Source organism: Pseudomonas sp. Z1-12, from assembly GCF_051132015.1.
GTDB lineage: Bacteria > Pseudomonadota > Gammaproteobacteria > Pseudomonadales > Pseudomonadaceae > Aquipseudomonas > Aquipseudomonas zanjanensis.
Genome location: NZ_CP071647.1, coordinates 2,546,183 through 2,567,300, shown reverse-complemented (window position 1 = coordinate 2,567,300; position 21,118 = coordinate 2,546,183). Strand labels below are relative to the sequence as shown.

The window sequence follows — 21,118 nt, the reverse complement described above, 5'->3', positions numbered from 1 at the left end:
TTTTTGATCTTTCTTTTGTATAGAAATATCGACCGACTTGGTTAGGAGAACCTGATGCGTTTGCAACTTAACGATGTGGTGCAGGAATTCATCGTGTCCAACGGGAGAATAGCCCACAGCTATTTCTCTCTGTCTGAAAAGATCATTGAGTCATTGTGCGAATCCAATGTCGCGAAGGAAGCGATATTGCTGCGCGTGTTGGAACAGGCCGAAACTGTCACGGCCCATTACTTCAATGCTCATCAACAAGTTCTCGAGGGCGTTTATGCCCACGGGATCGAAACCTCCGTCAGCCAGAATGTTGCAGTGCTGGAGCCTGTTCACGCTAAACCGACCATATTGGCCCCGATGCCCGTCGCCGAAACCGTCGCAGAGACATCGGCACTCAGCTACGGGCAATGGTTGCGCGGCGAAATCAGCGCCGTCACCGGCTTCCAAGCGCAACAGATCGACTTCGATCAAAGCTTCGAGAGCCTGGGGATCGACTCGCTGGGGCTGGTGGATATTTTCGAGTCCCTGGCCCAGCACTTCCCGGAAAAGAAAGCGCTCACCGCGCAGCTCTTCGATGCCCCTACCCCGACCGCCTTGCTGGCACGGCTTGAAGCCGATCCACAGGCGCCGGCGGTGGATGTCCAGGGTTGGGTACTCGACCAACTCGCGGCGATCACCGGCTTTACGGTTGAGCAGATCGACCCGACACAAAGCTATGAAAGCCTGGGCCTGGATTCGCTCGTGCAGTTGGATTTCCTCGAGTCGGTCGTCGCCCTGTGGCCACAGCTCAAGGCTCACAGTTCCGAGCTGGCCAATGCCAAGTTCCCGCAGGCAACCATTGCCCTGATCCAGGCCGCCCTGGCCGATCCGCAACCGCAAGCGGCGCCCTCACCTGCCGCGACCGCCACTCAAGGGCAGGCGGAAAACCTGCTGCTCAACGCCCTGTCGCCGTTGATCCCGGACGCCGCGCAGTCCATCGATATCCAGACGCCGTTCGCCCAACTGGGCCTCAACGGCTTCGCCCGAGAAGCGCTCTGCCATTCCATGGCGCAACAGTGCTCGGCCAGCGAGTTTGCCGGTGAAGCGTTGATGTCCCGTCGCACCCCTCAGGATGCCTTGTCGCTGCTGGCCAGACTGAGCTGAGCCCAGCAACGAGCAACAGGAATGGAATCCGGGTGACGAACCCGTCACCCAGCAGTTTGGCGATCAGGAGACAGGGTATGAGTGGCGCAGCAACAACAGCGGGCGATTTTTGCTTCAGCGCGATGGCGGGCGAGTTTCCAGGAGCGCCGTCAACGGAAGCGCTTTGGCAGTTGCTTTCCCAAGGGCAGGTCGCACCGATCGAATCGATGCCGACACGCTGGGACGTGGACAAGGCGTCGATCTATTCAACCAAGGCCGGCGAGAAAGATCGCACCTACCTGGACAGCGCTTTTTGCCTGACCGACGACGCTTCGACCCCGTCACGGCACGAAGGACGACAGGTCGCCATTGGCAAGAAAGTGCTCCAGACGCTGTTCAGCCAGCTGGCCGCACAGGGCTCGCCATTGAGTAGCGAACGTACGGCATTGGTGGTCGCGACATCTTGGAGTGACGAGAGCTATTTCGTCACCGGCATGTCTGGAAAACCTGATGCACCGCCGGGCTTTACCCCGGGTGAACAAGTCGCCGCGCTGGCCGCGGCCTTTGCCTTGGGTGGGCCGGCGCTATCGGTGGACACCGCGTGCAGCTCGTTCCCCTATGCCTTGGACATGGCCCAGGCACTGGTCAATAGCGGCCAAGCGGACAACGCGATTGTCATGGCCCTCAACACCGTGCTGCCGCCGGCGCTGTTCCTGGGCTTCTCGCAGTTGACGGCGTTTTCCGCGCGGGCGCGGATGGAAGCCTTCGGCCAGGCCGCCGACGGCATTGTACCGGGCGAATGTGCCGTTGCGTTCCTGGTCGAACCGCTCGCCCAGGCCCTGACCGCGCAGCGCCGTCCAATGGGCGTCTTGCGCGCCTTGGGCATGTCCGCCGACGGCGCCGAAGGCTCGGTGTTTGCCCCCGGCAAACAGGCCCAATACTCGGCTTACCAACGTGCTTATCGCGGCCTTGACCCAAGGGACGTGGACTACATCGAAACCCACGGCACCGGTACACCGCTGGGGGATGCGACGGAACTGGCGTCGCTGGACAGCTTCTTCGCACCCCATCGCACGGGCGGCGAGAAAATCACCATCGGTTCTATCAAGTCGGTCATCGGCCATCCCCTGGCCGCCGCCGGCGGCGCTTCGCTCGCCAAGGCCCTGATGATATTGCGCCACAAAGGCATTCCCCCGCAGCCGGGCTACCGCCCCAGCACAAAGGTCGATGCCACCTGCCTGCGACTCGCCACCCAGCAGGTACATCCTCTGGAGGCGCGTCAGTCGGCGATCCGGATTGGCATCTCCAGTTTCGGCTTTGGCGGCGCCAACGCTCACCTGGTGGTGGATGAATACGTTCCCAACGAGCGGCCTGCCGCAGCCCCCGCCAACACCTGCGGCGTGGTGATGCTGGACCTTGCCATCGTCGAGGCTGAGGCCGCGCTGGGTAGCCACCGTTCGTTGCAGGCATTCCAGCAGCAGCTCGACCAACCCGCGGCGCCTTCGGTCGTGTTCCCTTATGGGCGCTTCGTCGATTACACCCCGGCGCCCGGTCAGCCGTTGCTGGGCAAATTCCTCGCCCAGGACCACGTCATCGATATCGATGGCTTCGGCATGGGGCCCAAGCCGCTGGCCCACGTCGACCCGTTCAAACTGTTGATCACCGATCGCGTCAACCACTTGCTGCGACGCTTGCCGGGCGTGGCCGGCTCGCCCGGCACCGCGATGGTCATGTGCTGCAACATGGGCGGCGAGCGCTTCAGCAATGCCTACAGCAGCGCCCACAACTTCTTTTCGCGGACACACGGCGCGGCGCCGGGCGTCGAAGTGACAGACGTGGCAACCATGCTGCCGAACATGTTGTCCGGCTATCCGGCACAGATTTTTGACTTCAAGGGTTTCCATCAGACCCTGGTCGGCACCGCGGGCCTGTTCTGGCAAACCTTGCTGGCTTCGCCGCAATGGTTCGACAACGGCATCACCACCCTCCTGCTCGGTGCCGGGCGTTTTCTCAGCGGTGAGATCGAGGTCGAGCGCGCCCGGCGTACCGCGACACAACAGGGTGAAGGACTGGGGCTGCTGGCGCTGCGTCGCCATCAACCGCAGGCTACTGACAACCCCTTGCTGGTGATCCGCGCGGCGGTCCTCGCCCATGCCGCCGGCTCGCTGGAAGAGGCTTGCCGCTTGCTGGGCAAAGCGCCAAACCACTATTCGCATGTCGAAATCTGCGAGTTGCAGCCGGTTGCGACACCTGCCAGCGGATCGCTGCGGGACATCACCGGTTTCCTCGCCGAAGCCAGTGGTATCGAGACCCTGTTGGCGGTGATGTTGAAGGGCGCGACCCATTCCGTGATCGAGGTACGCGACGCCGGCAAACCAGTGATGTGGTTGTTTACCGAGCAGCTTCGCCAATGGAGCCCGACCACGACCGAGGCCATCAAGCATCCGTTCATGCTGCGCTTTGCCCATTCGTCATCCCAGGAACTGCAGCAGGTCATCACGCCTGTCAGCCTGGTCCGCGAGCCGCAGAACGATGGCGTCGACGTGCAACAGCTCAGCGACATGCTCACCAGTACCCTGCTCTCCGGGCTGCGGGTGCGGGTGCGCGCCATGGAAAGCCTGTTCGCCCTGCACCGTGGCGATACCGCCCAGCGCCCGACGCCCTGGCAGCGCAGCGCGGAACATAGCGTGATCACCAACGCCCGGCGCAGCCCTCAGTCGCTGCACGCCCAACTGGTGGTGAATGAAGCGCACCCGTATTTCTTTGACCATCCGCTGGATCACATCCCGGGCATCTTGTTGCTGGAGGGCGTGCTGCAATTGCTTGAGCTGGCCATGCCGCCGCTGAGCGGGCGGGTCGCCTACATCAAGACCCTGACGATCAAGTTCCAGCACTACGTACAGAAGCACGGCACGATCGATCTGCACATCGAGCAAGGCGAAGACCCCCAGGTGTTCAATGCCAAGGTCATGCAGGCCGGAAAAGTAATGTGCACGTGCGTGCTCGGGATGGCCTACAGCTCGGCGTTCGAGACGTCGCCGGCCAGCGAATTCACCGCCACGCCCTGCCGCGACAAGGCCCTGTTGCACAAGGCCCGTGCGGAAAACGTCATCGTCAGTGACATGAGTGGCGTCGCCCAGGGCCTGAGCGTGGACACGGTGAAACTGCCGCCGGAGCACTTCTTCCAGGCAGGCGATCCCCAGCACTATTCGATGGTGTATTTCCTCGAAGTGGCTCGCCAGTGCTACATGCAGATCGCCCACAGCCATCTGCGGATCCCGCTCAACACCCCAATGAACTTGCTGGCCTTGAGCTTCACCCTGGATCGGCCTATCCCCAGGAACAGCCCGCTGTCATTGGCGCCGCAGGCCGGTTTTGACGCTGCGCTCCAGGCCTTCAAGACCAACCGCATCTACATCGACCTGTTCAACCGGGGCGAAAAAATCGGACAAGCCAGCATTACCGCCCAAGTGCTGAGTCAATCCGCACCGGCAGCCTGAGCATTGAATGGATCTGCCACCCCGCATGACCGTGCCCCCCACAACCAAGGTGTCACCGTGAACGACGTCAACGTGCAAGTCATAGTCAAATCGCCCCCTTCTGAAATCTGGAAGCTCTGGAGCAACTTTCCCGAAGCACCGTTATGGGATACCGATGTTCGCCAGTGCCAACTCGACGGTCCGTTCCAGGCCGGAACGCGCGGCAGATGTGTCCTCAAGAATGGCTTGAACATGCCCCTGAGGCTGGAAGCCGTGAGCCTGCACGAAAGCTATCGCAACAGCGCACGGCTGCTCTGGATCGACCTGGAATTCGATCATCGGATGCGCCGGCTTTCAGCCGATGAAACCCATGTCATCCATAGCGCGAAGATTTCGGGGCCGTTGAGTTTCCTGTACCGCGCACTGCTGCGCAAAGCATTGGCCAGCGCGATGACCACCGCCCTGGACAACCTCTGCAGGCTGGCTGAACAACGGGCCGCCGCCCCGGCGCGGGGGAAAACCGCGACGCCGCTGCACCTGGTGTGAACGCCCTCGGACGTGTTTCGCCTACTTATCGATAACAGCAACATTTCGGATCTAGCATGAACCTACAGAAAAACACCCGCTATCTCGTCATGGGCATCGTTGGCCTGGGTGTGATCGCCCCAATGTCGAGTTTCGCCGACACGCTCGGCCCTTATGTCAGTGGCATGGGCGGCGTGAACTGGGTCGCTGAACAGGACCTTAACCAGAACGATCTTGATTTCGTCGAAATGGAATACAACCAACCGTTGCATTCCGGCTTCGCCACCGGCCTCGCACTGGGCTGGAGCTTCCCGACCGGGCTACGGCCCGAAGTGGAGCTGAGCTACCGCCGCAACACCCTGACCCAGTTCAATCAACGGGTCTACGAGGGCGGCGGCAGCATCGACGGCAAAGGTGAACAGGAAGCCACCAGCCTCATGGCCAACCTCTGGTATGACATCTCGAACCTGCCGGCCCCCTTGAGCCGCTTCACCCCGTATGTCGGCGGTGGCCTGGGCTACGCCGTGCTGACCATCACCGGCCTGGAAGCCGGTGGCGTCGAGTTCGGCGACACCCATCGCGACACCGTCTCGGCCTGGCAACTCGGCGCCGGGGTCGCTTATGAACTCAGCGAGCATTGGTCCATGTCCCTGGACTATCGCTACTTCAAGACCGGCGAAGCGCACTTCGGCGACATCCAGGGCCTGCCCCAAGGCGATGTGCAAACGGAGTACAACGCCCAGTCGTTGATGCTTGGCTTACGCTATTGGTTGTAGCTGGTAGACGGATCGGCGCCTCAGGTGCCGATTCGTCTCTCACGGCTTCGCTGTCCAAGCCTGGGGCCATTTACTACGGGTGAAACGCATCGCTAGATCGAAAGCACAAAGCGGCTTCCACTCTCGATGTCCTCGCCATCCGACGGCGCTCCAGGCACAAACCCGCACCGTTCAAGGACCTTCCTTGAGCCGACATTGCTCTCATAAACATAAGCCACCAACCGCGTGAGGTTCCAACGCATCCGTGCCTCTTGGATCAGATGTTTCAGAGCCAGCGTTGCCAGCCCTTGCCCGCAAGCGCGTTGATCAATGCGATAGCCCACCTCGGCGCAACCGTGTGATGAATGGATGCCTTTCAGATTCGCTCGCCCCACTATCCTCCCGTTGGAATCTTCGATGACAAACGGGTGCCAGGCACCCTCAGCGAAATCGGCCAGATAGCTTTCGATGTGATCGGCGACGCCCGTCAATGAATAAAAAGCCGGGGCGCGTGGGTCGATCTGCGACTCGAACCATTCACGGTTGTGGATTTCGAAGGCCAGCAGCGCTTGCGCATCAGCGCTCTCCAACTCGCGAATTCTGAATGGTTTCACTGATTGTTTCTCCGGGGCCTGGAAGCGCAATCGTAAGGTCGGATGATCGTTCATGACCAGGGTTTCTGCTTGAGCCGTCTGGCGCTGGGGGCTGCTGCGCCCGAAGCGTCGGACCGGCCCAGCGGGAGCAAGCTCCCTCGCCACAAAAGCGGCGCAGGTGCGTCCGTGAGAACAGATAGATGGAAAAATCCGAAAGGCCTTTGTGGCTATGCAGATGGATAACTCACGACTCCCCCAAGCCAAACACAACTCCGTGGCGAGGGAGCTTGCTCCCGCTGGGCCGGTCCGACGCTTCGGGCGCAGCAGCCCCAAAAAGCCGAATGCGATCTGCCTGAAACACCACTGGGTCTGGCTTGAGGTCGCTTCGCGCCCCAGCGGGAGCAAGCTCCCTCGCCACAAAAGCGGCGCAGGTGCGTTCGAGACAACAGATAGATGGAGAAATCCGAAAGGCCTTTGTGGTTATACCGGTGGATGACTCACGACTCCCCCAAGCCAAACACAACTCCGTGGCGAGGGAGCTTGCTCCCGCTGGGCCGGTCCGACGCTTCGGGCGCAGCAGCCCCAAAAAGCTCAATGCGGTCTGCCTGAAACGCCACAGGGTCGGGCTTCAGGGCCGCTTCGCGCCCCAGCGGGAGCAAGCTCCCTCGCCACAGGGTTCATTTGATGGGGACCCTAAACGAAAAATGCTCCGTACCTTTCGATACGGAGCATTTCTTCAAGACTCCCACTGATTGCCAGGTATTCACGCCTGGTTCAATCGCCTGCGGAATTCAGAGGGACTCTGCAGTTCCTATCGGGGAGTCGGAATGGAACCGGCCTGGCGTCCTTCAGGCGTTCTGGTTCCAGGGACGGTCTCCATGCTCGTCCTTGATACGCGTCGGCAAGCCCATCGCATCCAGCGCCTCGAGGAACGCCTCGGCAGGCAGCTCCTCGACGTTGACCATGCGCTGCACGTCCCACTCGCCACGGGCCACCAGCAAGGCTGCGGCCACGGGTGGCACGCCGGCGGTGTAGGAAATGCCCTGGCTGTCGGTTTCGGCGTAGGCGTCCTCGTGGTCGGCTACGTTGTAGATGAACATCTCGCGCGGCTGGCCATCCTTGGTGCCCTTGACCAGGTCGCCGATGCAGGTCTTGCCGGTGTAGCCCGGCGCCAGCGAGCTCGGGTCAGGCAGCACGGCCTTGACCACTTTCAGCGGCACGACTTCCAGGCCTTCGGCGGTCTTGACCGGTTGCTCGGAGAGCAGGCCAAGGTTCTTGAGCACGGTGAACACATTGATGTAGTGCTCGCCGAAGCTCATCCAGAAACGCACGTTGGGCACGTCGAGGTTCTTCGACAGCGAGTGCACTTCGTCGTGACCGGTCAGGTACAGGTTCTGCGAGCCTACGACTGGCAGGTCGTCGGTGCGCTTGACTTCGAACATGGTGTTGCTGGTCCACTGGCTGTCCTGCCAGCTCCAGACCTGTCCGGTGAATTCGCGGAAATTGATTTCCGGGTCGAAATTGGTGGCGAAATATTTGCCATGGGAGCCGGCATTGACGTCGAGAATATCGATCGAATCAATGCGGTCGAAATGCTGTTGTTGCGCCAGTGCCGCATAGGCATTGACCACACCCGGGTCGAAGCCCACGCCGAGAATGGCGGTGATGTTCTTCTCCTGGCACTCCTGGAGATGGTTCCACTCGTAGTTGCCGTACCAGGGCGGCGTCTCGCAGACCTTGCCCGGTTCTTCGTGGATGGCGGTGTCCAAGTAGGCCACGCCGGTATCGATGCAGGCACGCAGCACCGACATGTTGAGAAAGGCAGAGCCGACGTTGATGACGATCTGCGATTCGGTTTCGCGAATCAGCGCCTTGGTCGCTTCGACATCCAGAGCGTTCAGTGCAAAGGCCTTGATGTCGGCGGGTTGCTTGAGGCTACCCTTGGCCTTGACGCTGTCGATGATGGCCTGGCATTTGGAGATGTTGCGCGACGCGATAGCAATACGACCGAGTTCGTCGTTGTGCTGCGCGCACTTGTGGGCCACCACCTTGGCGACACCTCCTGCACCAATGATAAGTACGTTCTTCTTCAATTTCTTTATTTCTCCTTCCGCCAGCTCAAGAGAGGCTGGACAAGTAGTCGTCGTAAACAAACTCGCGAACCACCTCGACGCTGCCGTCGAGTTGCTTCACAACGATGGACGGCATCTTCAGGCCGTTGAACCAGTTTTTCTTGACCATGGTGTAGCCCGCTGCGTCGATGAACGACAGCCGATCGCCGATGGACAACGGACGATCGAATTTGTACTCGCCAAAGATGTCTCCGGCCAGACAGGATTTGCCACACACCATGTAGGTGTGTTCGCCCTCGCTCGGTGCCAGCTTGGCGTCCAGGCGATAGATCAGCAGATCGAGCATGTGCGCCTCGATGGAGCTGTCCACCACGGCGAGGTGCTTGCCGTTGTAGAGCGTGTCGAGCACGGTGACTTCCAACGACGCGCTCTGGGTGATCGCGGCCTCGCCCGGCTCCAGGTAGACCTGCACGCCATACTTTTGCGAGAAGGCCTTGAGCCGTGCGCAAAAGGCGTCCAAGGCGTAGCCCTCGCCGGTGAAATGGATGCCGCCACCGAGGCTGACCCACTCGACCTTATGCAGCAAGTGACCAAAGCGTTCTTCGATAGTGCCCAGCATCTCGTCGAACAGGCCGAAATCGCCGTTCTCGCAGTTGTTGTGGAACATGAAGCCGGAGATGTGCTCGATGACTTGCTCGATCTTCACCGGATCCCACTCGCCCAGGCGGCTGAACGGTCGCGCCGGGTCGGCCAGCAGGTAATCGGAGCTGCTCACCTGCGGATTGACCCGCAAGCCACGGACCTTGCCGGCGGACGCTTCGGTGTAGCGCTGCAATTGGCCGATGGAGTTGAAGATGATCTTGTCGCAGTTGGCGAGCATCTCCTCGATCTCATCGTCGGCCCAGGCCACGCTGTAGGCATGGGTCTCGCCGGCGAACTTCTGCCGGCCGAGCTTGAGCTCGTAAAGCGACGACGAGGTGGTGCCGTCCATGTACTGCTGCATCAGGTCGAACACCGACCAGGTGGCGAAGCACTTGAGCGCCAGCAAGGCCTTGGCCCCGGACTGCTCACGCACATAGGCGATCTTCTGCATGTTCGCCAGCAGCTTTTGTTTGTCGATGAGGTAGTACGGCGTTTTGATCATTTTCGAGGCCTCCGGGCAAGGCGAGCCAAAAAAGGATGCGCATTGTGCCTTCACTGACTGCAGATCGAAAGAGCGAAAAGCCCCGTTCGCGCAATCATCCCGATCCAGGCCGACGCTTTGCGATAACCGGACGTACCGGCCGCCCAGGCGACAAGAGGCTGGATCTGGCAACGGAGGGATAACCAAGAAGCGCTGACGCTCGACCTTGAGCCGTCACGGATAAGCGGCACGGCGGTACAACCGTTCGTGATCAGCTTTTATGCATCAGGCCATGAAGCACACCGAACCTGAGGCCCGCTTCGCTAGCGAGCATGTCTGTAATACCGAAGACCTTGAACGCCGCCAGCATGATCGCCAGGCCACCGGGCAGGATCCCCAGGCGATGGCGCTGCAAGCCGGCCAACCTGAGTTGATCGACATGCCCGACTTCCAGCAGCCGCAATGACAGGCGCAGCAACCCGCCGTAGGTGATGCCGCCTTGTCCGAAGTCGTTGAGGCCATTGGCCTTGAGCACCTTGGCCAACATCCGCGCTGTACCGGATGAGCCGATCACCTGCTGCCAGCCCTGCGCGCGATAACGCGCCGCCACTGCTTCAAATTGCAGGACGGCCACGCGTTCAGCCTCCAGCAGCGCCTGAGCGGTGATGCGTCCGCCCGGAAAGTAATGCGCGCCAAAGGTGCCACTGCCAATGGCAATGCTTTCCGTCAACAACGGTTGGGCGCCCTGCCCCAAGATCAGTTCGGTCGAGCCACCGCCGATGTCCACCACCAATCGCGTCTGTTCAACGCCGGGCACCGTATGGGCCACGCCGGCATACACCAGCCGGGCTTCTTCATGCCCCGACAGCACGTCGATCCGAAACCCCAGGTGCCGTTCGGCACTGGCCAGGAACAGCTGGGCATTGGCCGCTTCGCGCACGGCACTGGTCGCCACCGCCCGCACCCGTCCGGCTTCAAAGCCGCGCAGTTTCTTGCCGAATCGGGCCAGGGCCTGCCAGCCTCGATCCAGCGCCAGCTCGTCCAGCGCCCCGGCCTGCAAGCCCTCGGCCAATCGGACCGGCTCGCGCAAGGTTTTCACTTCCTGGATCACCATCTGTCGATTGCGCCTGACCGACTGGCCAATCATCAGGCGAAAGGCGTTGGAGCCCAGGTCAATGGCCGCGAACAGGGGGGCGTCGCCTTTCATAGCGGTATTCCTTGATTCATCAGCCAGCAGGCACAAGCGCTGCCGAGCATCCCACGATGATTTGCGAGGATCCTGCCACGGGTTCGATGACACCTGGATGACACTCCCTGTTTTAGCCAACGACAAACTCATGAAGCGTAGATGACGTCACTACTATGTAACAAACTGCAGATAGCGTGGATCGCGCCTCCACGACCGAGTTCTCCACCATGCTTTCAACCCAGGACACCTTGGTACAGCGCATCCACCGCGAGTTGCTCGATCACAGTGACGAAGAACTGGAGCTGGAATTGTCCGAAGACGGGCATGACCTGAACGCCCTGTTCGATGAACACGCCCCGCAAAGCAGCGAGAAGGAAAGCCGCCGACTGTATTTCAGCGAACTGTTCCGCCTCCAGGGCGAACTGGTGAAGCTGCAAAGCTGGGTCGTCAAGACCGGGCACAAGGTCGTGATCCTGTTCGAAGGACGGGACGCCGCCGGCAAGGGTGGCGTGATCAAGCGCATTACCCAGCGGCTCAATCCGCGGGTGTGTCGCGTTGCCGCCCTGCCCGCCCCCAACGACCGTGAACGGACTCAGTGGTATTTCCAGCGCTACGTTTCGCACCTGCCGGCGGCGGGTGAGATCGTGCTGTTCGACCGCAGCTGGTACAACCGCGCCGGGGTCGAACAGGTCATGGGCTTCTGCACCGACGACCAGTACGAAGAGTTCTTCCGTACCGTGCCGGAATTCGAGCGGATGCTCGCCCGCTCCGGCATCCAACTGATCAAGTACTGGTTCTCCATTTCCGACCAGGAACAGCACCTGCGCTTTCTCAGCCGCATTCATGACCCGCTCAAGCAATGGAAGCTCAGCCCCATGGACCTGGAGTCCCGTCGGCGCTGGGAGGCCTATACCAAGGCCAAGGAAATCATGCTTGAACGCACGCACATCGCCGAGGCTCCCTGGTGGGTGGTGCACGCCGACGACAAGAAAAAGGCCCGGCTCAACTGCATCCATCACCTGCTGGGGCAAATGCCCTATGAAGAAGTGGAACTGCCGACCATCGAGCTGCCGCAGCGGGTACGGCAGGAAGACTATTCCCGCAGCCCGACGCCCCCGGAGCTGATCGTGCCCCTGGTCTATTGAGACCCGCCTGGCAGGGACGCCCACCGGGGTGTCCCAAACTGCTCTGCCCTCGCGCATCTCCTGCCCGCCACATACCCATGTGGGAGCGAGCTTGCTCGCGATGGCGGAGGATCAGTTGCAAAGTTTGTGACTGACACCCCGCCATCGCGAGCAAGCTCGCTCCCACAGGAGTCTCCGCTATCAAGCCCCCACAAGGGGTTTGGGTGAGTTCATAGCCAGAAACGGTTAACATCCCTTTCCTTCGTCTACCCTCACAGAACGGCGTACCGCCCCTGTGGGCTGACGCTTCAATATTTCCTTGCCTTCCTGTATCGGAGATCCTTCATGCTCAAGCCGTCCTTGGCGTTGGCCGCTGGTGTTGCCCTGTCGTTTTGCAGTTGGCTGGCGCAGGCCGCCGACACCCTGAAAGTCAGCGCGATTCCCGACGAAGCCCCGACCGAGCTGCTGCGCAAGTTCAAGCCACTGGGGGCTTACCTGGAACAGCAGACCGGCATGAAGGTCGAGTTCGTCCCCGTGAGCGACTACCCGGCCGTGGTCGAGGCGCTGGCCACCGACCGGATCGACATGGCCTGGCTGGGTGGCTTCACCTTCGTGCAGGCGCGCCTGAAAACCGGCAACGCCATCCCCCTGGTCCAGCGCGAACAGGATGCCCAGTTCACCAGCAAATTCATCACCGCCGACCCTGCCGTCAAATCCCTGGCCGACCTCAAGGGCAAGAGTTTCGCCTTTGGTTCGGTGTCGTCGACGTCCGGCAGCCTCATGCCGCGCTATTTCATGCTCCAGGACGGCATCAAGCCGGAAACCTACTTCAGCCGCGTGGGTTATTCGGGCGCCCATGACGCCACCGTCGCCTGGGTCCAGGCCGGCAAGGTCGACGCCGGGGTGCTGAACGCCAGCGTCTGGGAAAAACTGGTCGCGGCCGGCAAGGTCGACACGGCCAAGGTCAAGGTGTTCGCCACCACCCCCACCTACTTCGACTACAACTGGACCGTGCGCGGAACCCTCGACCCGGCGTTGGCGGCCAAGATCAAGGCGGCCTTCCTGGCCCTCGATCCGGCCAACCCGAAGGACAAGGAAATCCTCGACCTGCAAGCCGCCAGCCGCTTCATCGAAACCAAGCCTGAGAACTACAAGGGCATCGAGGAAGCCGCGCGCGCCGCCGAACTGCTCAAATGACCCTGCAACTGACCCAGGTCAGCGTGACCCATGCCAACGGCGTCCAGGCGTTGCGGGGCATCGACTTGCACATCGGCGCCGGCGAACAGGTCGCGGTTATCGGCCCGTCCGGTGCCGGCAAGTCGAGCCTGCTCAACCTGCTGGCCACCGCCCTGCGCCCGGGCAGCGGCGAGGTGCAGCTGCTCGGCGAGCGTGCCTGGCAGCTGCCTGCCCGTCAGCGGCAGCGCTTGCGCGCGCGCATCGGCCTGATCCACCAAGCGCCGCCCCTGCCGCCACGCCAAAGGGTGGTCACGGCGGTCCTGGCCGGAAAGCTCGGTCAGTGGGGCATCGGTAAAAGCTTGTTGAATCTGCTGCACCCGCTGGACATTCCCGGCGCCAGGGCGGCATTGGCCCGGCTGGACCTGGGCGACAAACTGTTCGCACAATGCCAGCAACTGTCCGGCGGTCAACTGCAACGCGTGGGCATCGCCCGGGTGTTGTACCAGGCGCCGGAGGTGTTGCTGGCCGACGAGCCGGTTTCGGCCATGGACCCTGTATTGGCCGAACACACGCTGTCGGTGCTTTGCCAGCACGCCCGGGAACACAACGTGACCCTGGTCGCCAGCCTGCACGCGGTGGAACTGGCCTTGGCGCATTTTTCCCGGGTCATTGGCCTGCGTGAGGGGCAGATCCTGTTCGACCTGCCCACCGAGGCGGTCGACCGTCCGCTGCTCGACACGCTCTACGCCAACGATCAACTGCAGCCTTCACCAACGCCCCCTACTACCTTGAGCGTGCAGATCCCCCGATGCTGACACGCGATACCCGAGACCCCGCCACCCGCCCTCGCCTGCTGCTCAGCCTGCTGGCCCTTGTGCTGCTGTGGCCGGGCATCCGGTTCAGCGAATTGGACCTCAGCGTATTGGTGGCGAGTGACAGCCAGAGCGAGATGGGCCGCTTTGTCGCGGCCTTCTGGCCGCCCGCCCATGGCGACGAGTTCGTTGAACTGCTGTGGCAGGCCACCCTGCAGACGCTGGCCATCGCCACGGCGGGCATGGCCCTGGCGTTGCTGCTGGCGGTGCCCGCAAGCCTGCTGGCCAGCCGCGCCCTGTCACTGTCGGCGGCCTCCCGCGCCGGCCACCCGGGCTATTGGGGCCAACTGCTGCGCTGGCCGGTACGCGGCCTGTTGATCTTCTTGCGCAGCGTCCCGGAAATCGTCTGGGCACTGCTCTTCGTCCGCGCCGTCGGCCTCGGCCCAACGGCCGGCGTACTGGCGATCGCGATTACCTACAGCGGCATGCTGGGCAAGGTCTACGCGGAAATCTACGAATCGGTCGACCAGCGTCCGGCCCACGCACTCTTACAGTCCGGCAGCAGCCGACTCGCCGCCTTCTGCTACGGGATCCTGCCCAATGTCGCGGCGGAACTGTTGTCATACACGGTGTATCGCTGGGAGTGCGCGATCCGCGCTTCGGTGGTGATGGGTTTCGTCGGTGCCGGGGGCCTGGGCCAGCAGATGGACCTGTCGCTGCGCATGTTCGCTGGCGGAGAAGTGGCGAGCCTGCTGCTGACGTTCCTGGCACTGGTGCTGCTCGCCGATCAACTCAGCCGCCTGCTGCGCTGGAGGCTGGCATGAATCGCCTGATCAACGCGGCCATTGTCCTGTGCCTCGGCGCGGCGGTCATCGCCTCGTTCGTTTACCTCGGCATCGACCTGGGCGAACTCGGCGACAGTCGCAATCTGCACCAGATGGGCGCTTATGCGCAGCGTTTCTTCAGTCCAGACCTGAGCCCGGCCCATTTGAAGGCGATCGGTCACGGCGCCCTGGAAACCCTGGCCATGTCGGCCCTGGGCACCCTGCTCGCGGCGGTGTTCGGCCTGCTGTTGGCCTTGCCGGCAGCCGGGCGCTTTGGCTGGCCCCTGCAGAGCGCATCGCGCCTGGTGCTCAACGCCTTGCGTGCCGTTCCAGAACTGGTGTGGGCCGCGCTGATGGTCCTGGCCGCGGGGCTCGGCCCGAATGCCGGCACCCTGGCCTTGGCCCTGCACACCACCGGCGTGCTCGGCCGGCTGTTCGCCGAAGCCCTGGAAAATACCCCCTCGGAACCGGCCGACGCCATCCGCCTGCAGGGTGGCAACGCCGTGTTGGCGTTCTGTTACGGCACGCTGCCCAATCTCCTGCCGCAACTGCTGGCCTATGTCCTGTATCGCTGGGAAAACAATATCCGCATGGCCAGCGTGCTCGGCTTCGTCGGTGCCGGGGGCTTGGGGCAAATGCTCTACGTCAGCCTCAGCCTGTTCCAGGAAGCCCAAGGCAGCACGGTGATCCTGGCGATGCTGTTGCTGGTGTTGGCCGTCGATACGTTGAGCGGTTGGAGTCGCCAGCGTTGGGTCAAGGCTTGAGGGCGGTTACCTTGCGTTGATGTGGCATGAGCACAACTGCGCTCCCACAGGGTTACAGGCTCAGCCAAACCTACTCATCGTCTCGCCCACATAACCGTGGCGAGGGAGCTTGCTCCCGCTGGGCTGCGCAGCAGCCCCAACAAGCAGCATGCAATTGACCTGAAACACCCCACTGCTTGATTTCGGGGCCGCTTCGCGCCCCAGCGGGAGCAAGCTCCCTCGCCACCTTGGTGACAACCGTCGATGTGGCGGATACGCCGCTGGCGGTTTCGACGGGCCGGATTCAAGCCGGCGCCAGCCCAGCCGATAACCCTATCAATGATAGCCCCTGGCCTTGCCGGGCTCTGCCAGTTGCATAGGGTAATGATCAATGGGTTTGCCGCTGAATCGCCTGCTGATGTGGGGCGTCCTGATGTTCCTCGCTGCAAGCGCTTGCGCGGCAGAGACACCGCTGCGCATCGTGACGGAGGAGTTGCCGCCCTACAACATGACGCAGGACGGGCGCGTGACCGGCATGAGCACCGAGGTGGTCCAGGCCGTGCTCAAGGAAGTCGGCATGGACGCACCCATCCAGCCCATGCCCTGGGCCCGGGCCTACGAAATGGCGCTCAATGAAAGCAATGTGCTGATCTATTCGATCGTCCGCACGCCTGCACGGCAATCGCTTTTCCAGTGGGTGGGCACCATTGGCCCGACGCAGTGGTACATCTATTCCCTGGCAGACCGGCCGGTAAAACTCAACTCGCTGGCCGATGCCCATGGTCATCAGATCGCCACGGTCAATCAGGACGTGGGCGAGCAGTACCTGGTCTCGAAAGGCTTTCGCATCGGCGAAGACTTGCAGTCGAGCACCAAGTACGAACACAACTACCGCAAGCTCAAGGTCGACCACGTGGAGCTGTGGATTTCCAATGAGCTCAACGCGCTGTACCTGACGCGCCAGAACGGCGAAGACCCGGACAAGGTGCTGATCCGCTCCCTGGCGCTGCCCGAGCTGAGCAGCCCGGACGGCCTGAGCATGGCGTTCAGCCGCAAGACGCCGGCCGAAACCGTGGAGAAGTTCCGCGTTGGCCTTGAGACCATCCGGCGCAACGGGGTCTACGACGCCATCCTGCGCAAATGGTTATGACATGGGTAACCCTTTCCGCACGACGTCCTCCCTGCCACCAGAGACCAAGGCGTTCAGCTCCCTGGGCCGGCGCCTGGTGCTGGCAACGCTGTTGTTCTGCCTGGTCTTTACCCTGGCCATGGTCACCTGGCGCACCTGGCAGGCCTGGGAAAACAACCTGGCGGACATGAATTCGGAATTGGCCCTGATCGATCAGGTGTTCCAGAACACCCTGGCCTACGCCATTTGGGAACTGGACCGTGAATCCCTCGACCAGCAAATCACCAGCGTCGCTGCGGCCGCTCCCGTGGGTCGCGTGGTGTTGAACATCTTGCGCCCGGGACAAGCGCCGGAAGTCATCGAACTCAAGCGCTACGCCGTCGATCAATCGGGCGTGGTGCCGGTGCTGCATCGCCAGCTTATCGCCCACCCCTACGCCGGGGCCCATGAAAAAGTCGGTGAGCTGACCATTGAAGGCGACAATAACCTGCTGTGGGAGCGCCTTTGGAGCGAAGCACGCGGCATCGTCATCACCCAGCTCATCCAGTCCTTGCTGCTGGCGGGGTTGGTCATGACCATGTTCAACCGCCTGGTGACCGTGCATGTGGTGCATATCGCCCGTCACCTGGGTGAACTCGCGCCGCACACCCTCAAGCATCATCTCAAGCTGCAACGAGCGGTGCAGCGCCAGGACGAACTGAGCCTGCTCGAGTTCCAGGTCAATGAACTCCAGGACAATCTGCGCGCCCACCTCGAACGCCAACACTCGGACGAACTGGCCTTGGCCGCCAGCCGCGATCAAATGGCCGAACTGGTCGAGGCCCGCACCGCGGAACTGAAGGCGGCGAACCAGTCGCTTGAAGCGCTGTCCCGTCACGATGCCTTGACGGGCCTGGCCAACCGTCGCTACTTCGACGAATTGAAGGAGATCGAGTTTCGCCGGGCGATCCGCCACAACACCCCGCTGGCCGTGCTCATGTGTGACGTCGATTTCTTCAAGATCTACAACGACACCTACGGCCACATGCAGGGCGACCTGTGCCTGAAAGAGATCGCCGAAACCCTGCGCACTGTGTTCGGCCGCTCAGGCGAACTGACCGCCCGCGTAGGCGGCGAAGAGTTCGTCGTGGTCCTGCCCAACGTCGACGCGGCCCAAGCCTGCGAAGCCGCCCAACGCTTGCGCGCCAGCCTGGCGGAACGTGAGCTGCCCCACAGCGGTTCCAAGGTTTCGCCTTTCGTCACCGTGAGCATCGGCGTCGCCGTGCTGGACCCGCAGACCATGGACCATTTCGATCAACTGCTGCAACGCGCCGACCAGGCGCTGTACCGGGCCAAACACCAGGGACGCGACCGCGTCGCCCTGTAATTACTCTCGCGCGCCATGAGGTCTATCTATGCACTATCGCCTGATACTCTGCTCGTGCTTGCTACTCGCCTCGATCAGCCTGCACAGCCACGCCGACACAATCGAAGTCGTGACCGAAGACTCCCTGTACGCCCATCAGCGTGACGACAAGGTCATCGGGCCGGGCATTCGCATCGCCGAAGAAACGCTGAAAGGCGCGCAGCTCACCGATTACAGCCTGTCGCTGTACCCGTGGGCCCGGGCCTACGAAAAGGCGCTGCACGAGCCCAACGTGCTGATCTTCCCGCTGGACCGCACCCCGGCCCGCGAACAATTATTCAAATGGGTGGGTGAAATACATCGCGTGGCGAGCCGGCTCTATAAATTGCGCGACAATAAAGACATCGCCGTCAACAGCCTCGAAGAAGCCAAGCAGTACAGCATCGGCGTGGTGCGAAACGACGCCAAGCAGATCTACCTGCAACAGCGTGGGTTCACCCGGCTGGTCATCTCGGCCAACAACCACGACAACTTTGAAAAACTGCTGAATCGCCAGATCCAGTTACTGCCGATGCCGGAGAATACCGCGCGCCTGATGAGCAAGGATGCCCAGGTGGATTTCACTTCGCTGGAAGAGGTCTATACCCTCGACGAACAACCTCACAGAGTCCACTTGGCCTTCAGCCTGAGCACGTCGGATGACGTGGTCGCCAAGGCCCAACTCGCTTTCGAAAAACTCAAGGCGTCCGGTGAAGTCGCACGAATCATGAACGAACAGCGGTAGACTCTGGGGGATCACACCGCAAGCAACGATGAGGTATGTCCCGATGAGTAAAGCGTCCTACATTCCGCCCAAGGTCTGGAAAAACGACGCCCCGTCTGGCGGCCAGTTCGCCAGCATCAACCGCCCAGTCGCCGGGCCGACCCACGAAAAATCCTTGCCCGTTGGCAAGCACCCGCTGCAGCTCTACTCCCTGGCCACGCCCAACGGCGTGAAGGTGACCATCCTGCTGGAGGAGCTGCTGGCGCTGGGTCATGCGGGCGCGGAGTACGACGCCTGGCTGATCCGCATCAACGAGGGCGATCAGTTCTCCAGCGGCTTTGTCGAGATCAACCCCAACTCCAAGATCCCGGCCCTGCTGGACCGCAGCGTGGAACCCGCTATCCGTGTCTTCGAGTCCGGGTCGATCCTGCTGTACCTGGCGGAAAAATTCGGCGCCCTCCTGCCCACCGATCCGGCAGGTCGCACCGAAACCCTGAACTGGCTGTTCTGGCAGATGGGCTCCGCCCCGTACCTGGGCGGTGGCTTCGGGCATTTCTACGCCTATGCGCCGGAGAAACTCGAATACCCGATCAATCGCTTCACTATGGAAGCCAAGCGCCAACTCGACGTCCTGGACCGCCGCCTTGGCGAAAGCCACTACCTGGCCGGCAATGACTACACCATCGCCGACATCGCCGTCTGGCCCTGGTATGGGCAACTGGTGCGCAACAACGTGTACGGCGCCGCCGAATTCCTGAGTGCTCACGAATACACCCATGTGCAGCGCTGGGCTGAAGAGATCGCCAAGCGCCCGGCCGTACAGCGTGGGCAGCGGGTCAACCGCACGTGGGGCGATGAGGCGAGCCAAGTGCCGGAGCGGCATGCGGCTGGGGATTTGGGCTGAGGCCAGGTCCCATGTCGGATCGCTGGTAAGCCCGGTTTCTCGACTGCCACAAATCTCCTTGTGGGAGCGAGCTTGCTCGCGAAAGCGGTGGATCAGTTCGCCTCGATGCTGAATGTGCCGACGCCTTCGCGAGCAAGCTCGCTCCCACATTGGATGGGTGGTGAACCGCAGTTTCTCGACTGGCACCGCCCCCCTGTGGGAGCTTGCTCGCGATGGCGGTGGATCAGTTCGCCTCGATGCTGAATGTGCAGACGTCTTCGCGAGCAAGCTCGCTCACACAGTTTTTTATCCAATATTCAGCGATTGGCTTCCAACTTGTACCCATCGCCCGCTGACGCCGGGGTCGTTTCATTGGCCAGGGCAAAAATACACTCATCCAGATAAGGCCTGACATCCGCCCATTTCTTGCGATCAGCGATAAACCCCCGCAGCTTCTTACCGGCATCCACAACATCCGGTTCATGGGCCATCAACATGAGCCTGGCGACAGAACTGGCATCACTGCCCTTGTGCTTGGCATGATCCTGCCGCCCGTAAGAATGAAATCCCTCAATCCGCCCCAACACAGCCTCGGCGCCGCCCATGCACTTATCACCCAGCACCTCTTCACGCCGCTGCGCATGCCCCCCGGCAAAGCTGTCCTGGACAAGGTGAAGCAAGCTGCCAAACGCCACCTGATTCACATTCGCCCGCAACCATGGACGCCCCACCGCAAAAAGATCCTGCACCGTCTGCCCGTTATTGAAATGCTGATTCCAACCTTCGATCTGGATGTCTTTCAAATAGGTGTTGATGGGATAGGTTCCATCGGCAACCCCCCATACGAACTCAGCCCACATCATGATTTCACGCTTGGTCTTCTCCGGCGCGTCACCCTCTTGGGAAGCCATTGAATGCAAGAATTGCAGGTCGCCAAAATGCGAACGAGCGATATAGTTTCCCGTCCCCATGAACGCCATCGGATCAAGGGCGCTTTTGTCCTCTGCTTTCTCGAAGAGATTCACCCAGCATCGCGTCTGCGAAATAAAGCCAACCGAGTAACGCCCATTGCAGCCCTTGGTATTGGCATCTTCCGCACCCGGCATAAACACCGGATCATCGTTCCAGCGGACTCCGGCAATAACGTAGGCGCCTGCATTTTCCAGATTGGGGTTGCTGCAATCCTGCCAATCCCCGTCACACCCATAGATCTTCTGCGTCAGCGCCTCATGGGCAGGGTCGGAAAAGTTATGAAGCGCAAAACTGGCGAACGGCACCGTCGCCTTGTAGGAAACCCCGTATTTCTTGGCCATTTCCCGTTCAGCCAAGGTGCCATCTGGCGAAAGTTGAAAAGCGTTGGCCTGGCCGATGCAACCTAACAAAACACCCCAGGCCACTCCGGACACGGCGTTGTATTTTTTCATGGGTCGTCTCTGCAAAGGGCGATGGTGAGCAGGTCTCGTCTCGCGC

The 21,118-nt window shown here is 61.6% G+C and carries 18 protein-coding genes; 13 read left to right on the top strand and 5 right to left on the bottom strand.

Features of this window, described 5'->3' with window-relative positions:
- Positions 1-54 precede the first annotated feature (54 nt).
- From J3P85_RS11405 to J3P85_RS11390, 4 genes are all read left to right on the top strand, one after another.
- A complete protein-coding gene (locus tag J3P85_RS11405) occupies positions 55-1,134 on the top strand; it encodes a phosphopantetheine-binding protein (protein WP_434705855.1) in 1,080 nt (359 codons plus the stop codon).
- 77 nt (positions 1,135-1,211) lie between these two features.
- Positions 1,212-4,613, top strand: coding sequence for a beta-ketoacyl synthase N-terminal-like domain-containing protein (locus J3P85_RS11400; protein WP_434705854.1), 3,402 nt, complete (start codon positions 1,212-1,214; stop codon positions 4,611-4,613).
- Between the two features lie 57 nt (positions 4,614-4,670).
- Positions 4,671-5,138 carry an SRPBCC family protein gene (locus J3P85_RS11395; protein ID WP_434705853.1) on the top strand — a complete coding sequence of 156 codons (468 nt, stop codon included), beginning with the start codon at positions 4,671-4,673 and terminating at the stop codon, positions 5,136-5,138.
- Positions 5,139-5,194: 56 nt separating this feature from the next.
- Positions 5,195-5,893 carry an outer membrane protein gene (locus J3P85_RS11390; protein WP_434705852.1) on the top strand — a complete coding sequence of 233 codons (699 nt, stop codon included), beginning with the start codon at positions 5,195-5,197 and terminating at the stop codon, positions 5,891-5,893.
- Between the two features lie 92 nt (positions 5,894-5,985).
- Here the strand turns inward: J3P85_RS11390 and J3P85_RS11385 are convergent, their stop codons facing one another.
- The 4 genes from J3P85_RS11385 to J3P85_RS11370 form a co-directional block, all read right to left on the bottom strand.
- Positions 5,986-6,486 carry a GNAT family N-acetyltransferase gene (locus J3P85_RS11385; protein WP_434706354.1) on the bottom strand — a complete coding sequence of 167 codons (501 nt, stop codon included), beginning with the start codon at positions 6,484-6,486 and terminating at the stop codon, positions 5,986-5,988.
- Positions 6,487-7,313: 827 nt separating this feature from the next.
- On the bottom strand, positions 7,314-8,558 hold the full coding sequence (locus tag J3P85_RS11380; protein WP_250963669.1) for a saccharopine dehydrogenase family protein: 1,245 nt from the start codon (positions 8,556-8,558) through the stop codon (positions 7,314-7,316).
- Between the two features lie 25 nt (positions 8,559-8,583).
- Positions 8,584-9,681, bottom strand: coding sequence for a carboxynorspermidine decarboxylase (locus tag J3P85_RS11375; protein ID WP_434705851.1), 1,098 nt, complete (start codon positions 9,679-9,681; stop codon positions 8,584-8,586).
- 250 nt (positions 9,682-9,931) lie between these two features.
- Complete coding sequence (locus J3P85_RS11370; RefSeq protein ID WP_434705850.1) at positions 9,932-10,867, bottom strand: Ppx/GppA phosphatase family protein; 936 nt, start codon at positions 10,865-10,867, stop codon at positions 9,932-9,934.
- A 209-nt stretch (positions 10,868-11,076) separates the two neighbouring features.
- On the opposite strand from J3P85_RS11370, the gene ppk2 reads away from it, so the two are divergent.
- The 9 genes from ppk2 (at position 11,077) to yghU (ending at position 19,669) form a co-directional block, all read left to right on the top strand.
- Entirely contained in the window at positions 11,077-11,994 is a 918-nt protein-coding gene (gene ppk2 / locus J3P85_RS11365; RefSeq protein ID WP_434705849.1) for a polyphosphate kinase 2, read from the top strand.
- A gap of 324 nt (positions 11,995-12,318) precedes the next feature.
- Complete coding sequence (locus J3P85_RS11360) at positions 12,319-13,170, top strand: putative selenate ABC transporter substrate-binding protein (RefSeq protein ID WP_186707370.1); 852 nt, start codon at positions 12,319-12,321, stop codon at positions 13,168-13,170.
- Positions 13,167-13,964, top strand: coding sequence for a phosphonate ABC transporter ATP-binding protein (locus J3P85_RS11355; RefSeq protein WP_186729085.1), 798 nt, complete (start codon positions 13,167-13,169; stop codon positions 13,962-13,964). The genes J3P85_RS11360 and J3P85_RS11355 overlap by 4 nt, the downstream gene beginning before the upstream one ends.
- Positions 13,958-14,785 (top strand): phosphonate ABC transporter, permease protein PhnE, encoded by an 828-nt coding sequence (phnE, locus tag J3P85_RS11350; protein ID WP_186707368.1) that lies wholly within the window; start codon positions 13,958-13,960, stop codon positions 14,783-14,785. The genes J3P85_RS11355 and phnE (J3P85_RS11350) overlap by 7 nt, the downstream gene beginning before the upstream one ends.
- Entirely contained in the window at positions 14,782-15,549 is a 768-nt protein-coding gene (gene phnE, locus J3P85_RS11345; RefSeq protein WP_186707367.1) for a phosphonate ABC transporter, permease protein PhnE, read from the top strand. Before phnE (J3P85_RS11350) ends, phnE (J3P85_RS11345) begins: the two co-directional genes overlap by 4 nt.
- A gap of 370 nt (positions 15,550-15,919) precedes the next feature.
- The gene (locus J3P85_RS11340; protein WP_250963663.1) at positions 15,920-16,678 is read left to right on the top strand and encodes a substrate-binding periplasmic protein; all 759 of its coding nucleotides are present in this window, start codon (positions 15,920-15,922) and stop codon (positions 16,676-16,678) included.
- Between the two features lies 1 nt (position 16,679).
- The gene (locus J3P85_RS11335; RefSeq protein ID WP_434705848.1) at positions 16,680-18,023 is read left to right on the top strand and encodes a GGDEF domain-containing protein; all 1,344 of its coding nucleotides are present in this window, start codon (positions 16,680-16,682) and stop codon (positions 18,021-18,023) included.
- A 28-nt stretch (positions 18,024-18,051) separates the two neighbouring features.
- Entirely contained in the window at positions 18,052-18,786 is a 735-nt protein-coding gene (locus tag J3P85_RS11330) for a substrate-binding periplasmic protein (RefSeq protein ID WP_434705847.1), read from the top strand.
- A 43-nt stretch (positions 18,787-18,829) separates the two neighbouring features.
- A complete protein-coding gene (yghU, locus tag J3P85_RS11325) occupies positions 18,830-19,669 on the top strand; it encodes a glutathione-dependent disulfide-bond oxidoreductase (RefSeq protein ID WP_434705846.1) in 840 nt (279 codons plus the stop codon).
- A gap of 296 nt (positions 19,670-19,965) precedes the next feature.
- On the opposite strand, the gene J3P85_RS11320 is transcribed toward yghU, so the two are convergent.
- A complete protein-coding gene (locus J3P85_RS11320; protein WP_434705845.1) occupies positions 19,966-21,072 on the bottom strand; it encodes a hypothetical protein in 1,107 nt (368 codons plus the stop codon).
- Positions 21,073-21,118: the final 46 nt, after the last annotated feature.